The sequence below is a fragment of the Pseudarthrobacter sp. NIBRBAC000502771 genome, from assembly GCF_006517215.1.
GTDB lineage: Bacteria > Actinomycetota > Actinomycetes > Actinomycetales > Micrococcaceae > Arthrobacter > Arthrobacter niigatensis.
Genome location: NZ_CP041187.1, coordinates 2,790,893 through 2,805,723 on the forward strand (window position 1 = coordinate 2,790,893; position 14,831 = coordinate 2,805,723).

The window sequence follows — 14,831 nt, forward strand, 5'->3', positions numbered from 1 at the left end:
TAAAGTTGAAGCCACTATGAGTATCGCTTCTTCGTCACCTGCCGCCTCCATCCCGCCCGTCACCGCCGAAACTCCCGTCCGGGTCCGTTTCTGCCCGTCGCCGACGGGCACCCCGCACGTGGGACTGATCCGGACGGCGCTGTTCAACTGGGCCTACGCGCGCCACACCAAGGGCACGCTGGTCTTCCGGATCGAGGACACGGACGCGGCACGCGACAGCGAGGAAAGCTACCACCAGCTGCTCGACGCGCTGAAGTGGCTGGGCATCGACTGGGACGAGGGCGTGGAGGTGGGCGGCCCGCATGAGCCGTACCGGCAGTCCCAGCGCGGCGACATCTACCAGGACGTCATCAAGAGTCTGCACGAGGGCGGATTCATCTACGAGTCCTTCTCCACCCCGGAGGAGATCGAGGCACGCCACCGTGCCGCAGGCAGGGACCCGAAGCTGGGCTATGACGGATTCGACCGGCACCTGACCGAGGAGCAGCTGGCACAGTACCGGGCCGAGGGCCGGCAGGCTGTGCTTCGCCTGCGCATGCCGGACGAGGACATCACGTTCACCGACCTGGTCCGCGGCGACATCACCTTCAAGGCAGGATCCGTCCCCGACTTCGCCGTCGTGCGGGCCAACGGCGCACCGCTGTACACCCTGGTGAACCCGGTGGATGACGCACTGATGGGCATCACGCACGTGCTCCGCGGGGAGGACCTGCTCAGCTCCACGCCGCGCCAGGTCGCCCTCTACCGGGCCCTCTACGCCATCGGCGTTGCCGAGTACATGCCGGAATTCGGCCACCTGCCGTACGTCATGGGCCAGGGCAACAAGAAGCTTTCCAAGCGCGACCCCGAGTCCAGCCTGTTCCTGCACCGCGAGCGGGGCTTCATTCCGGAGGGGCTGTTGAACTACCTGTCCCTGCTGGGCTGGTCCCTCAGCGCAGACGAGGACATCTTCACGGTGGAGCAGCTCGTTGAGCATTTCGACATCCATGACGTCCTGGGCAATCCTGCCCGCTTTGACCTGAAGAAGGCCGAAGCCATCAACGGCACCCACGTCCGGATGCTTGAACCCAAGGACTTCCGCGACCGCGTGGCACACTACCTGCGCGAAGCCGGCCTGGTGGGGGAGATCCTCACCGACCGCGAGGAGGAGATCCTCACCGAAGCGGCACCCCTGGTCCAGGAGCGCATCACGCTGCTGGGGGAAGCGCCGGAGATGCTGGCTTTCCTGTTCAAGGCGGACGACGCCGTCGACGTTGCCGACGACGCACGCAAGGGCCTCCCCGCGAACCTCTCCGAGGTGCTGGATGCCGCACTTGACGCGCTGGAACCGGTGGCAGACTGGACGGCGGAGAACATCCAGGCCGCACTCAAGGAGGCCCTCGTGGAAAACATGGGCATCAAGCCGCGCCTCGCGTTCGGCCCGGTCCGCACGGCCGTTTCCGGCCGCCGCGTGTCGCCGCCGCTGTTTGAGTCCATGGTGATTCTGGGCAAGGAGTCCTCCCTGCGCCGGCTCCGCGCCTTCCGCGGCTGATGGCCGCTCCCAGCCAAGCACGCACCGGCGTGCTGCAGACGCCCTTCGGCGCTGTCCGCGGCGTCCTGTTCGACATTGATGACACCCTGGTGGACCTCGAATATTCGATGACCACCGCCCTGCGCGAGGTCAGTGAACACCTCCTCCCCGGCCTGGACCAGGCCGGGTGGGAGCGGTTCGGCCGGATCTTCACCCACGAAACCACGCATTACTACGACCGGTACCTTGCAGGTGAGCTGACGTTCAACGAACAGCGCCTGCTCCGGGGCAGGGCGGCCCTGGGGCACTTCGGCGTGGAACTGGCCGACGGTGAGGAATCCCACCGGTGGCTCAGCGCCTACGTGGAGAAGCAACCCGCGTACGTCAAGGCGTTTCCCGACGTTTTGCCCCTGCTGGATGTCCTCGACAGCGCGGGCGTCCCCTACGGGGCAGTGAGCAACAACGTCCACGATTACCAGCGGGCGAAACTGGACGGCGCCGGACTGGAACGGATCGTCCACCTGGTTGGTACCGACACGCTTGGCGTGGCCAAGCCACACCCGGCAATGTACCTGGAGGGGGTCAGGCTGCTGGGCACGCCCGCTTCGGAGACATTGTACGTGGGCGATAACCGGCTGCTGGATGCCGAGGGCTCGACGGCGGCCGGCCTGGTGGGCGTGTGGCTCAACCGAGGGGGCGAGGTCGTCGAGGATTTCGACGGCGGCGTCGTCGCCTCCCTGGCCCAGCTGCTGCAGTAGCCTCCGTACACAACGACCGCGGTCCTGTCCCAGGACCGCGGTCGTTGCCCGTCGGCGCGTCCTCCGTCAGGCCGCTGCGTCAGGTTGCTGCGGCGGGCCGCAGGGAACGCCTGCGGAGGAGCAGGTAGGCCCCCACGGCGGAGGCCACCAGAAGTGCCACCAGCAGCAGCGCGACCACAGGGTTGTCCAGCCACGACGACGGAGAGACAGCAGCCACTTTGGAGTGCAGCTCCTGCGTGCCGGCAGCGATCCTTGAATTGCCGTCGGCCAGTTTCCCCGCGCCGTCGGCCAGCTTGCCCGAGCCGTCATCAAGCTTGCCGTTGCCGTCGGCCAGCTGCCCGGTTCCGTCAGCGAGCTGGGCTGATCCCGCCTGCAGCTGACCTGTTCCGCGGCTTAGCGCAACGGTGCCGTCCGAGAGCGCCTCGGTTCCGGCCAGCAGGCCCGGGTTCTCCGGGTCGCCGCCGCCGTTGATCCCCGCGCTGAGTTTGGTGGTGCCGTCCTGCAGGTTGTTCGCCGCGTAAATCAGGCCCGGGCTGTCCGGGTTGCCGGGGACACCATCCATTCCCACCCTGATCTTCGCCGTGCCTTCCGCCAGCATGGACGTGCCCAGTACGACGCCCGGGTTCTGCGGGTCCGTTGCATTGAGCTTTTCCGCCAGGGTCGCGAAGCCCGCCTTCAAGCGGCCCGCGCCGTCGTTTATCTGGCCGGCCCCGGCGGCCAGGCTGCCGGTTCCGGCCTTAAGCTGCCCGGCGCCGTCGTTAAGTTTTGCTGCCCCCGTGTCAAGCTGGCCCGCTCCCGCGTAGGCACGGCGCCCGCCGTCGGCCAGCTTGGCGATCTGGTCCTTGATCACCGCCAGGGGCACCAGGCCCTGGGGACCGTTCGCGGCCGCTTCAAGCTGGTCCAGGCCCTGGCTGAGCGCGGCGAGTCCGTCGCCCTTGGTGGGGTCGTTGCCCGCGCCGGGGTAGCCCTTCAACTGGGCTGTGCCGTTCTTCAGCGCGGCGGTCCCCGCGGTCAAGCTGGTGGCACCGGCGTCGAGCTGTCCGGCGCCGCCCGCGAGCTGGCCCGTTCCCGCTGCCAGCTGCCCCGCGCCGTCTGCAAGGTTGTTCGGTGCGTTTCCGGAAGCTGTGGGAGTCAGTGCCGCTGAGAGGGCCACGGCGCCTGCCTGGAGCTTCCGGGCGCCGTCATCCACCTGGTAGACACCCGGAACAAGTTTGTTCAGGACGTCGTTTTGCAGCTTCGTGGTCCCGGCATGCAGCTTATCCACCCCAGGTGCGAGCTGGTCGCGGACCCCGGAAAAGATCTTCCCCGCGCCCGCCTGCAGGGCTGCGGCCCCGGTGTTCAATGCCGTGCTGCCGTCCTTGACTTTGACCGATCCGTCCTTCACCTGGACGGCGCCTTTATTCGCGGCGCCGGCACCGGCGGCCAGCTGGCCGGAACCGTCCTTGAGCTGCGACGCTCCCGCTGCGGCCTGCCCGGCGCCGTCCATGAGCTGGGCCGCGCCGTTGGAGATCTGGCCGGTGAGGTAGGTGTAGAACGCAAGGAAAAGGACGAGCAACAGGGACAACGCGATGATGGCGATGGACTGTGACCGGGGTCTGGGTTTTGCTGCGGCAATGGTTGCTGTGCGGGTTGTCAACGCTGACACTTCCTAACTTTCCGCCGGACGACGCTGCCCGGGGGCGAAACCGTGGCTGGTAGGGCGTTCCCGTTTTCCTCGTGGGTGACCCAACATGCGGGACAGGGAGATTGTTACCGATGAGTAACTTACTCGAGGGTAACCATAGGACCGGAGGGTGGGCAAGGGTTTATTCCTATCGGTCCACGCAATGGTCCGGACGCGCCGCGGAGCCCGATTTGTGCGAGCCGAAAGTCTCGGGTAAAGTAATTTCTCGTGCTGAGGCGCACGGAGCAGGGAAAAAGCCCTGAAAACCGGCCCGAAAGTGCTATTGGGATATGGTGTAATTGGCAACACTACGGTTTCTGGTACCGTCATTCTAGGTTCGAGTCCTGGTATCCCAGCTCTTGTTTGGTAGCTGATTTCAGCCGCAGAACAGGCGGTTTCCACTCGGTTTTCCGATTTGAAACCACGGCAAGGTGTGTGAAATACTCACTGAGCTTGAGCAGCGGAAACGCTGCCGGAAGTACACGGCCCCATCGTATAGCGGCCTAGTACGCCGCCCTCTCACGGCGGTAACGCGGGTTCGAATCCCGCTGGGGTCACCATCGGAAATGGTCCCGGGCAACAGCCCGGGGCCATTTTGGCATCCCAGCAAATGAGCCTGTCGCGCAGACTCCCATCACGTTCCGCCGACGCGCCGCGGCCGACCTCCCCGTCGCCTCAACTGGCATGATGTTGCTGTGACCTCCCATGACGAGCACGGCCGTCCCTCCCAACCACCCCCGCACGCCCTGGCCGCGGTGATGCTCCTGGAGGAAATCCGCGCCGGGCTGGACGGTGTCACGCTTCCGCTGGCCCTCCCGGACGCCGACCAGGCCCGCCGCGACGCGTCAGCCGCAAGGGCCCAGCTGGACGACTACATCCTTCCGCGGTACCGCAGCCTGGACGCGCCCCTGCTTGCCGTCGTCGGCGGCTCCACGGGGGCGGGCAAATCCACCCTGGTGAACGGACTCGTGGGACATCCCGTTACCCGCGCAGGCGCCATCCGCCCCACCACCCGCCAGCCCATCCTGCTGCACAACCCCGCCGAAGCAGCCTGGTTTGAAGGCCAGCGCGTATTGCCGGGACTGGGCCGCATCAGGGGAATGCTGGCGGCCGGTCCGCCACCAGCAGGCCCGCCCGGGGAACAGTCCGGAGCCGCGGACTCGCTGTTGCTGGTGGCGGATCCCGCGGTGCCTGCCGGCATCGCCCTCCTCGATGCGCCCGACGTCGACTCCATCTCGGACCGCAACCGCCTGCTCGCGGGACAGTTGTTGGCGGCCGCGGACCTCTGGGTTTTCGTCACCACCGCCAACCGCTACGCCGACGCCGTCCCCTGGACGCTCCTCCTGGACGCCGCTTCCCGGGACATCACGGTGGCCGTGGTGCTGGACCGGGTGCCGCAGGGCGCCGAAGCCGAGGTGAGCCAGGACCTCCGGCGCCTGCTGGACCGCGAAGGCCTGGCCGGAAGCCGCCTGTTCATCATCGCCGAAACTGTCCTGGATGCCCACGGCATGCTGCCCGCCGGTGCCGTGGATGAGTTGCGGGAGTGGCTGGCCTCGCTGGCGTCTGATGCGGCTGGCCGCGCCGATGTGGCACGCCGGACCCTGAGCGGGGCGGTCCGGGCACTGGCCCAGCGGATCACGGACCTCGCCGGGTCCGTGCGTGAACAGGAACGCGCAGCCGCCCGGCTCGAAGCCGATGCCGTGGCGGCCTACGGGGATGCAGCCGCCCGCATCCTGGACGCAACCCGGGACGGAGCATTGCTGCGGGGCGAGGTCCTGGCCCGCTGGCAGGACTTCGTGGGCACCGGCGAGTTTTTCCGCACCCTTGAGCAGAATGTGGGCCGGTTCAGGGACCGCCTGGGAGCGTTCTTCCGTGGCGAACCCGCGCCGGCGGTGCGGGTGGAAGCGGCCATCGAGACCGGCCTGCAGGCGGTCATCGTCGACGAGGCAGCCAACGCTGCCGAGGACACCGACCGTAGGTGGCGCTCGGACCCGGCAGGCCGGCAGTTGCTGGGGCCGGACGACCTGTCCGGCACGGAGCCCGGGTTCGCCGACCGTGCCGCCGCGGAGATCCGGGCCTGGCAGGAAGCGTTGATGGAGCTGATCCGCACCGAAGGCCAGGGCAAGCGGACCCAGGCCCGCTGGTTGTCGTTCGGCATCAACGGCCTTGGCGCCGCACTGATGATCGTCATGTTTTCGATGACCGCGGGACTGACCGGCCTCGAGATCGGCGTGGCCGGTGGCACCGCCGTCCTAGGCCAGCGCCTCCTGGAAGCCGTTTTCGGTGAAGACGCCGTGCGGCGGATGGCGGACCAGGCCCGGAAGGACCTGGCCACGCGCTGCGAGGGGCTGTTGAAGGATGAGCAGCAGAAGTTCCTGCAGCGGCTGCCGGCCGTCAACCCGGCCCTGGCGCAGGCACTGGCTGCGCAGGCCGGAGAGCTGGCGCGGTTGGCGGAGCGCGCGTGAGCCGGCACGGCGCGGCCCGCGGGTCCTCACGGCTGGACGGCCGGCTCCAGGGCCTCCAGGATGCCTGCGAACTCGGGGAGGGCGTGCTGCCGGACCAGGTGCTGCAGGAGGCGTTCGATGTCCTGGAACGGGCAAGTTCCCGCCGCTCCCTCTCCGGCGACCACACGGTGGTTGGTTTCTTTGGGGCCACGGGAAGCGGCAAGTCGTCCCTCTTCAACGCCGTGAGCGGCGCCGAGATCGCGACGGCGGCCGCCCGCCGTCCCACCACGTCGGAACCGTTGGCAGGGGTCTGGGGAGCAACAGGCAGCGAAGCCCTCCTCGACTGGCTCGAGGTGGGGCACCGCCACCACGCCGCGCCCGTGGACGGCTTCGCCGACGAAGGGACCGGCCTGATCCTGCTTGACCTCCCCGACTTCGACTCCACCCGCGCCGCCAACCGCAAGATCGTGCAGCGCATGGTGGGCATGGTTGACGTCCTGGTCTGGGTGCTCGATCCGCAGAAGTATGCCGACGCGGCCGTCCATAACGGGTTCCTGGCACCCCTTGCCTCCCATGGGGCCGTCACACTTGTGGTCCTGAACCAGGTGGACCGGCTGCCGGCGCATGATGTGCAGCCGGTGCTTGACTCGCTGCACGCGATCCTTGCCGGCGAAGGGCTGGGACAGGTCCGGGTGCTTCCTGCATCCGCCCTGACCGGGGCAGGAATCGGAGAGGTGCGCGCTGCGATCCGGAAGGTGGCCGTCCAGCGGCAGGCACAGTCCCGGCGGCTGGAAGCGGACATCAGCAAAGCTGCGGGGGACCTGGGGCTGGCTTCCGGTGACGGTGAGGCTGCAGGGACCCGGTCTACGGCCAAGGCGCGGCTCGCAGACGAACTGGCCATCGCGGCCAACGTGCCTGCCGTGGTGCGGGCCGTGGGGCAGTCGTACCGCCTTGAATCTGTGCGCCGTACCGGCTGGCCGGTAACCCGCTGGCTTTCCCGGTTCCGGGTTGACCCGCTGCGGCGGCTCAACCTGCGCAGCAGCGCTCCTGCCGGCCTGAACCGGACATCACTGCCGCCGGCGGGTGCGCCGGAGCGGGCACGCACCGACGCAGCGGTCAGGGAGTTCGCGGACTCGGCCAGCGCCGGAGCACCCGGCCCGTGGCGGGCAGCCATCCGGGGGGCTGCGAGGACCGGGCGGGAGCGCCTGCCCGATGCGCTGGACCAGGCCATTGCCGGAACGGACCTGGGTGCCAACCGCAAGGCCTGGTGGTGGGGTGTGTTCAACGTGGTGCAGTGGCTGGCGCTGCTGATCCTGTTGGCTGGCCTGGGCTGGCTGGGCGTCCTGGCCGGGCTGGGATACCTTCAGCTGCCGGTGCCGGAGGTGCCGCGGGTGGAGGGATGGCCGGTGCCCACCCTGATGATTGCTTTCGGCGTGGTGCTGGGAATCTTCCTGGCGGTCACCGGACGTTTCATTGCGGCCGGAGCTGCCCGGGCCAGGGCTGCCAGGGCACGGCGACGGCTCAACAGTGCCGTTGCAGCGGCGGCGCAGGAGCTGGTGGTGGAGCCGGTGGAGGCGGAGGTTGCCAGGCTTGCGGCATTTACCAAAGCGCTGAAGAAAGCCGCGCGGCCGTAGGCCGTTGCCGCCCTGCAGGACCTAGCCGGCGGTGAGGGCGGCCGCGGCGTCCCGGACCCTGACCAGGGTGCGCAGGTTGCGGGTGGTGGTTGCGGCCTTGAACTTCGTTTTCGCGCTGACCTTGCTGAAGGGGCTGTCCAGGGTCCCGCCCACCGGTGCAAGCCAGGCAAGCGCCTCAGGCCCCAGCCGCTGCTGGACCTGGCTTTCAAGGGCTGACCCGGCCGCCTCCAGGTCGTCGAGGACGGCGGTGTCCGAGGACAGGGTGATGTAGGTGTGGGTGGACCTATCGTCTTCCGGATAGGGACAGGCATCCACCAGTTTGGCCACCCGCGCGGCGTCCAGGACCACAACCCACGCGTCATAGCCGAAAGCGGCCCGGAGACATTTTTCGCACTCCTGCTTGACGGCTGCCGCGTCCAGGGTGCTGCTGAGCACCACGTTTCCACTGGCCAGCAGTGTCTTTGCGTCCGTGAAACCGCAGGTCTTGAGTGCGTCCCGCAGGTCCGCCATCTTGATATTGATTCCACCCACATTGATGCCGCGGAGGAACACTGTATAGCTGCCCATGGGCCCAGCCTAGCGGCGTGGGCGGCCGGGGGAGTGGAACGTCCTAGTCGTTGTTCTTGCGGAGCGCTTCGGTGAGGATGCGTCCTGCATTGCAAACTACTTCGGCGTGGAGGCGCCCGGGCTGGCGGGTCAGCCGCTCAATGGGGCCGGAAATGGAGACGGCGGCGATCACCCGGCCGGACGGACCCCGCACCGGTGCCGAAACGGAGGCAACCCCGGGCTCACGCTCGCCCAGGCTCTGTCCCCAGCCCCGGCGTCGTACTCCTGCCAGGACGGTGGGCGTGAAACGGGCCGACTGCAGGCCCTCAAGCAGTCGGTCGTGGTCCTCCCAGGCGAGCAGGACCTGCGCGGCAGAGCCGGCCTTCATGGACAGCTGCGTGCCCACCGGGATGGTGTCGCGCAGGCCGATGGGGCGCTCGGCGGAGGCGACGCATACGCGCCAGTCACCCTGCCTGCGGAAGATCTGGGCGCTTTCGCCGGTGGCATCGCGCAGCTGCATGAGTACGGGCCCGGCCGAGGCGATCAGGCGGTCTTCCCCGGCGGCGGAGGCAAGCTCCACCAGCCTGCTGCCGAGCACGAACCGGCCCTGGATGTCGCGGCTGACCAGCCGGTGGTGCACCAGCGCCAAAGCGAGGCGGTGGACAGTCGGCCGGGCCAGGCCGGTGGCGGCTACCAGCTGCGCCAGCGTGGTGGGGCCGGCCTCAAGGGCATCAAGCACCTGGGCCGCTTTATCAATGACACCGACTCCACTAGAATTGTCCATGTAATGATATTGCCGTCTCAATATCTGAGATGCAAATCTTTCGGCTGGCGCAGCGCGGAGCCGTCCTGATTCAGTTGGATCATTCAGCCAAACAGCAGTGAAGGGAGATGGCCATGGCAAAGACATTGGCCGAGAAAGTCTGGGACGCACACGTGGTGCGCAAAGGTGACGGCGATGGAGCCAACGCCCAGCCAGACCTTCTGTACATCGACCTCCATCTGGTCCACGAGGTCACGTCCCCGCAGGCTTTTGAAGGCCTGCGCCTGGCCGGGCGCACGCTGCGCCGGCCTGACCTGACCATCGCCACCGAAGACCACAACACCCCCACGCTTGACATCGACAAGCCCATCGCCGATCTCACCAGCCGCACCCAGATCCAGACCCTGCGCAACAACTGCGCCGAGTTCGGCGTCCGGCTGCACAGCCTCGGCGACGCCGAGCAGGGCATCGTCCACGTGGTGGGTCCCCAGCTGGGCCTCACCCAGCCCGGCATGACCGTTGTCTGCGGCGACTCGCACACCTCCACCCACGGCGCCTTCGGCGCGCTGGCCATGGGCATCGGCACCTCCGAAGTGGAGCATGTCATGGCCACCCAGACGCTGTCGCTCAAGCCGTTCAAGACCATGGCCATCAACGTCGAGGGCACGCTGCGCCCGGGTGTGAGCGCCAAGGACATTATCCTCGCCGTGATCGCCAAGATCGGCACCGGCGGCGGCCAGGGCTACGTCCTGGAATACCGTGGCTCCGCCATCCGGGCGCTCTCCATGGAAGCGCGGATGACCATCTGCAACATGTCCATCGAGGCCGGCGCCCGGGCCGGCATGGTGGCACCCGACCAGACCACTTACGAGTACATGAAGGGCCGCCCCCACGCGCCTGAAGGCGCGGACTGGGACGCCGCCGTCGAGTACTGGAACACGCTGCGTACCGACGACGACGCCACCTTCGACGTGCAGGTGGACCTGGACGCCAACACGCTGGAGCCGTTCGTCACGTGGGGCACCAACCCCGGCCAGGGTGTATCCCTGTCCGGGTCCGTGCCGTCGCCCGGGGACTTCGGTGACGAAAACGCCAAGGCCGCCGCCGAGCGCGCCCTGCAGTACATGGGGCTCCAGGCCGGCACGCCGATGAAGGACATCCGGGTAGATACCGTGTTCCTCGGTTCCTGCACCAACTCCCGGATCGAGGACCTGCGCGCCGCAGCGGACATCATCCGCGGCCGCGAAAAGGACCCGCAGGTCCGCATGCTGGTGGTGCCCGGCTCGGCCCGCGTCCGGCTCGAAGCCGAGGCCGAGGGCCTGGACAAGGTCTTCAAAGACTTCGGCGCCGAATGGCGCTTCGCCGGCTGCTCCATGTGCCTGGGCATGAACCCGGACCAGCTGGAGCCGGGGGAGCGGTGCGCCTCCACCTCCAACCGCAACTTCGAGGGACGCCAGGGCAAGGGCGGACGCACGCACCTGGTCTCGCCGGTGGTAGCCGCCGCCACGGCTGTGCGCGGCACGCTCAGCTCGCCGTCGGACCTTGAACCGGCTCCCGAACCCGCAGCCATCCGCATCGACGCAGCCTAGGACATCACCATGGAAAAGTTCACCAAGCACACCGGCATTGGCGTCCCGCTGCGCCAGAGCAACGTTGACACCGACCAGATCATCCCCGCGGTGTACCTCAAGCGCATCACCCGGACCGGCTTCGAGGACGCCCTGTTCTCGGCATGGCGGAAGGACTCCTCCTTCATCCTGAACCAGGAGCCGTACAGCGCGGGCTCGGTCCTGGTGGCCGGCCCGGACTTCGGAACCGGGTCCTCCCGCGAGCACGCCGTCTGGGCGTTGAAGGACTACGGCTTCAAGGCCGTGCTGTCGTCCCGCTTTGCTGACATTTTCCGCGGCAACTCGGGCAAGCAGGGGCTGCTCGCCGCCCAGGTGGCCCAGGACGACATCGAGCTCATCTGGAAGGAACTCGAGAACGCGCCGGGCACCCAGGTCACGGTGGATCTCGAGTCCAAAACCGTGGTGTGCGGCAACATCGTGGCACCGTTCGACATTGACGACTACACCCGCTGGCGGCTCCTGGAAGGCCTGGACGACATCGGGCTGACGCTCCAGCACGAGGCCGACATCACCGCGTACGAGGCGACCCGCCAGGCGTTCAAGCCCAAGACCCTGCCGGCGAAGCTTTCCTAGCCCCTGGGCCACCATCCCGGCGGCGGGGCGCAGCGGGCGAAGGCCGCGCCACGCCCCGCCGCCGGTGCCCCCTTATTTCGGTTCGGTAACGCGACCTCCTATGCTTGGTTGGAGCCTTTGCAAGGTTTTGGGGGCTAGTGATCGTGAGGAAACCGGTATATGAGTAGTGTTCTGACAATCCGCGGCGGTGTCCCGCTTACAGGCCGCGTCAGCGTCCGTGGGGCAAAGAACCTTGTCCCCAAGGCAATGGTGGCGGCGCTGCTGGGCAACGAACCCTCGGTGTTGCGGAACGTTCCGGAAATCAAGGACGTGGAGGTTGTCACCTCGCTCCTGCAGCTGCATGGCGTGACGGTGGAGAAAGACCCCGTCAACGGCGACCTGACCCTTGACCCCAAGGCTGCCAAGACCGCCCCGAGCACCGCGATCGACGCCCACGCCGGCGACTCCCGCATTCCCATCCTGCTCTGCGGGCCCTTGATCCATGCGATCGGCGAGGCCTTCATCCCGGACCTGGGCGGCTGCAAGATCGGCGACCGGCCCATCGACTACCACCTCGATGTCCTGCGGCAGTTCGGCGCCGTCGTGGAGAAGCGCCCCGGCGGCATCCACATTTCGGCCCCCAAAGGGCTGCATGGAGCCAAGATCTCCCTCCCGTACCCGTCTGTGGGTGCCACGGAACAGGTCCTGCTGAGCGCCACCCGCGCCGAGGGCATCACCGAACTCTCCGGTGCTGCCACCGAACCGGAAATCATCGATCTCATCGCTGTGCTCCAGAAGATGGGCGCCATCATCAGCGTCCAGACCGACCGCACCATCCGCATCGAGGGCGTCCGCGACCTTGGCGGGTACAACCACCGGGCCCTCTCGGACCGCAACGAGTCCGCATCCTGGGCGTCCGCTGCGCTGGTGACCCGCGGCGACATCTTCGTCGAGGGCGCCTCCCAGCGCGACATGATGACCTTCCTGAACACCTACCGCAAGGTGGGCGGCGGAATGGACATCGGCGAGGACGGCATCCGCTTCTACCACAAGGGCGGAAAGCTGAACCCGCTGGTCCTCGAAACGGACGTCCACCCGGGCTTCATGACCGACTGGCAGCAGCCGCTGGTGGTGGCCCTGACCCAGGCCGAAGGCGTATCGATCGTCCACGAAACCGTGTACGAGAACCGCTTCGGTTTCACGGATGCGCTCATCCGCATGGGCGCCAGCATCCAGGTGCACCGGGAATGCCTGGGCAGCGTTCCCTGCCGGTTTGGCCAGCGGAACTTCCTCCACTCGGCCGTCATTTCCGGCCCCACCCAGCTCAAGGGAACCGACATCGACGTCCCGGACCTCCGCGGCGGCTTCAGCCACCTGATCGCAGCACTGGCCGCATCGGGCACTTCGCGTGTCACCGGTATCGACATCATCAACCGCGGCTACGAGCGCTTCACCGAGAAGCTTGCCGGCCTCGGTGCCGATTTCGACATCACCACCACGAAGTAGAGCGGGACCGTGAAGGAATCTGCCAAGAGCAGGGCCACATTTGTGTTCATCGCCGGCGTCGTCCGGCCCCTGATGAACCTCATGATGTCCAAAACGTGGGAAGGCACGGAAAAACTTCCCGCAGGCGGCTTCATTGCCGCGCCCAACCACTGCACCGAAATCGATCCCCTGGTGGTGGGGCACATGCTCTACAACCAGAAACGGGCCCCCCACTTCCTTGCCAAGGCAACACTGTTCAAGGTTCCCGGCCTGGGCCCGCTCCTGCGCGCCACCAAGCAGGTGCCGGTGGAGCGTTCGACGGCGGGAGCGAACCGGTCGCTGCAGGTGGCCCAGGAAATTGTGGCTGAGGGCGGCGCAATCATCATTTACCCGGAGGGCACGCTGACCCGCGACCCCGGGCTGTGGCCGATGAAGGGACATACCGGCGCGGCACGGCTGGCCCTCGAGGGTGGCATCCCTGTGGTTCCCATCGCCCACTGGGGTGCGCACGAGGTCTTCCCCAGGTACGGCAAGCGGTTCCACCTGTTCCCGCGGAAGCGTTCCCGGGTGGTCGTGGGCGATCCCGTGGACCTGAGCGCCTTCAAGGGCCGTCCCCTGGACAAGGCCACACTCGGCGAGGCCACCGAACTCATCATGGACGCCATCACGGACCTCCTCGCCGGCCTGCGCGGAGAACAACCGCCGGCCGAGCGCTGGGACCCTTCCAAGCAGCAGCAGTCCAAGCACGGCCGGTTCGTGGACCGCGGGCAGCAGCCGGGCGCGGGAACCGAAGCCCAGTGACCGCTGACGGAAAGCCGGGAGCGGCCCGCACAGTGGCCGTCCTCGGTGCGGGATCATGGGGGACTACGTTCGCGAAGGTCCTTGCCGACGCCGCCATTGCCACGGGCACCCCGCGTGCGATCAAGCTGTGGGGCAGGCGCGCCGAAGTAGTGGACGAGATCAACACCAGCCACCGCAACAGCGACTACCTCAAGGACATCGTCCTGCCGGAAAGCATCACCGCCTCCACCGAGGTCCGTGAGGTGCTGGCCGGGGCTGAGCTTGTGGTGGTCGCCGTTCCGGCCCAGTCCCTCCGTCCGCAGCTTCGGGAATGGAAGGACATGATCGCCCCCGGGGCCGTCGTCGTCTCCCTCATGAAAGGCCTGGAGCTGGGAACTGACGCCCGGATGAGCGAAGTCATCAGCCAGGAACTGGGCCTGCCGCAGGAACGCATCGCGGTAGTCTCCGGACCCAACCTGGCCATGGAAATTGCCCGCGAGGAGCCCACGGCGTCAGTGGTGGCGTGCACTGATTCCGCGACGGCCGGCTGGCTGGCGAGGACCTGCACGGCCCCATACTTCCGGCCCTACACCACGGCGGACGTCGTCGGCGTTGAAATCGGCGGCATCGTCAAGAACGTGATTGCCCTGGCCGTGGGTATCTGCGAGGGAAAGCAGATGGGGGACAACACCAAAGCCTCCGTCATTACCCGTGGCCTGGCCGAAACATCCCGCCTGGCCCTTGCACTGGGCGGCGAAGCCAAGACCATGGCCGGTCTTGCCGGCCTCGGCGACCTCGTGGCAACGTGCTCCTCCGCGCTGTCCCGCAACCACACCGCAGGGCGGCTGTTGGGCGAGGGCCTGACGCTCGAGGAAGTGGGCCGAAAGATGACCCAGACCGCCGAAGGCATCAAATCCGGCCAGGCCGTCCATGAACTTGCCGGCAAGCTCGGCGTCGAAATGCCTATCACTGCCGCCGTCGTGGCGGTACTGGCAGGCAAGCTGTCCGTTGACCAACTTGGGCCGGTTCTGCTGTCCCGGGAACTGAAACCTGAAGGCGATTACTGAC

General features: G+C 67.5%; 12 protein-coding genes and 2 tRNA genes. 11 read left to right on the forward strand and 3 right to left on the reverse strand.

The genetic code is table 11. From position 1 onward, the window contains the following. Nucleotides 1-16 precede the first annotated feature (16 nt). Nucleotides 17-1,531, forward strand: a complete 1,515-nt coding sequence (gene gltX / locus NIBR502771_RS13030; protein ID WP_141160123.1) for a glutamate--tRNA ligase — start codon at nt 17-19, stop codon at nt 1,529-1,531. Further along, nucleotides 1,531-2,268, forward strand: a complete 738-nt coding sequence (locus tag NIBR502771_RS13035; protein WP_141160124.1) for an HAD family hydrolase — start codon at nt 1,531-1,533, stop codon at nt 2,266-2,268. The genes gltX and NIBR502771_RS13035 overlap by 1 nt, the downstream gene beginning before the upstream one ends. Before the next feature lie 79 nt (nt 2,269-2,347). Here NIBR502771_RS13035 and NIBR502771_RS13040 read toward each other — a convergent pair whose 3' ends face one another. Then, nucleotides 2,348-3,904: a hypothetical protein gene (locus NIBR502771_RS13040; protein WP_141161547.1), complete on the reverse strand. Its 1,557-nt coding sequence runs from the start codon at nt 3,902-3,904 to the stop codon at nt 2,348-2,350. A gap of 311 nt (nt 3,905-4,215) precedes the next feature. On the opposite strand from NIBR502771_RS13040, the gene NIBR502771_RS13045 reads away from it, so the two are divergent. The 4 genes from NIBR502771_RS13045 (at nt 4,216) to NIBR502771_RS13060 (ending at nt 8,009) form a co-directional block, all read left to right on the forward strand. Further along, nucleotides 4,216-4,287: transfer RNA gene (locus NIBR502771_RS13045), tRNA-Gln, on the forward strand. Between the two features lie 128 nt (nt 4,288-4,415). Further along, a tRNA-Glu gene (locus NIBR502771_RS13050) sits at nt 4,416-4,491 on the forward strand. 135 nt (nt 4,492-4,626) lie between these two features. Then, nucleotides 4,627-6,396, forward strand: a complete 1,770-nt coding sequence (locus tag NIBR502771_RS13055; protein WP_141160125.1) for a GTPase domain-containing protein — start codon at nt 4,627-4,629, stop codon at nt 6,394-6,396. Continuing rightward, entirely contained in the window at nt 6,393-8,009 is a 1,617-nt protein-coding gene (locus NIBR502771_RS13060) for a GTPase (RefSeq protein ID WP_141160126.1), read from the forward strand. Before NIBR502771_RS13055 ends, NIBR502771_RS13060 begins: the two co-directional genes overlap by 4 nt. A gap of 21 nt (nt 8,010-8,030) precedes the next feature. On the opposite strand, the gene NIBR502771_RS13065 is transcribed toward NIBR502771_RS13060, so the two are convergent. Further along, nucleotides 8,031-8,576 carry a DUF1697 domain-containing protein gene (locus tag NIBR502771_RS13065; RefSeq protein WP_141160127.1) on the reverse strand — a complete coding sequence of 182 codons (546 nt, stop codon included), beginning with the start codon at nt 8,574-8,576 and terminating at the stop codon, nt 8,031-8,033. A 43-nt stretch (nt 8,577-8,619) separates the two neighbouring features. Continuing rightward, on the reverse strand, nt 8,620-9,339 hold the full coding sequence (locus NIBR502771_RS13070; RefSeq protein ID WP_009356552.1) for an IclR family transcriptional regulator: 720 nt from the start codon (nt 9,337-9,339) through the stop codon (nt 8,620-8,622). 113 nt (nt 9,340-9,452) lie between these two features. Between NIBR502771_RS13070 and leuC the strand changes: the two genes are divergently transcribed. The 5 genes from leuC to NIBR502771_RS13095 all read left to right on the forward strand — a co-directional run bounded on the left by leuC (nt 9,453) and on the right by NIBR502771_RS13095 (nt 14,830). Continuing rightward, the gene (leuC, locus tag NIBR502771_RS13075; RefSeq protein WP_141160128.1) at nt 9,453-10,907 is read left to right on the forward strand and encodes a 3-isopropylmalate dehydratase large subunit; all 1,455 of its coding nucleotides are present in this window, start codon (nt 9,453-9,455) and stop codon (nt 10,905-10,907) included. Nucleotides 10,908-10,916: 9 nt separating this feature from the next. Next, on the forward strand, nt 10,917-11,519 hold the full coding sequence (leuD, locus tag NIBR502771_RS13080) for a 3-isopropylmalate dehydratase small subunit (protein ID WP_141160129.1): 603 nt from the start codon (nt 10,917-10,919) through the stop codon (nt 11,517-11,519). Between the two features lie 159 nt (nt 11,520-11,678). Beyond that, complete coding sequence (gene murA / locus NIBR502771_RS13085; RefSeq protein WP_141160130.1) at nt 11,679-13,004, forward strand: UDP-N-acetylglucosamine 1-carboxyvinyltransferase; 1,326 nt, start codon at nt 11,679-11,681, stop codon at nt 13,002-13,004. A gap of 9 nt (nt 13,005-13,013) precedes the next feature. Then, nucleotides 13,014-13,784 carry a 1-acyl-sn-glycerol-3-phosphate acyltransferase gene (locus tag NIBR502771_RS13090; protein WP_141160131.1) on the forward strand — a complete coding sequence of 257 codons (771 nt, stop codon included), beginning with the start codon at nt 13,014-13,016 and terminating at the stop codon, nt 13,782-13,784. Next, nucleotides 13,781-14,830: an NAD(P)H-dependent glycerol-3-phosphate dehydrogenase gene (locus NIBR502771_RS13095; RefSeq protein ID WP_141160132.1), complete on the forward strand. Its 1,050-nt coding sequence runs from the start codon at nt 13,781-13,783 to the stop codon at nt 14,828-14,830. The genes NIBR502771_RS13090 and NIBR502771_RS13095 overlap by 4 nt, the downstream gene beginning before the upstream one ends. The last annotated feature ends 1 nt before the right edge of the window (nt 14,831 follow it).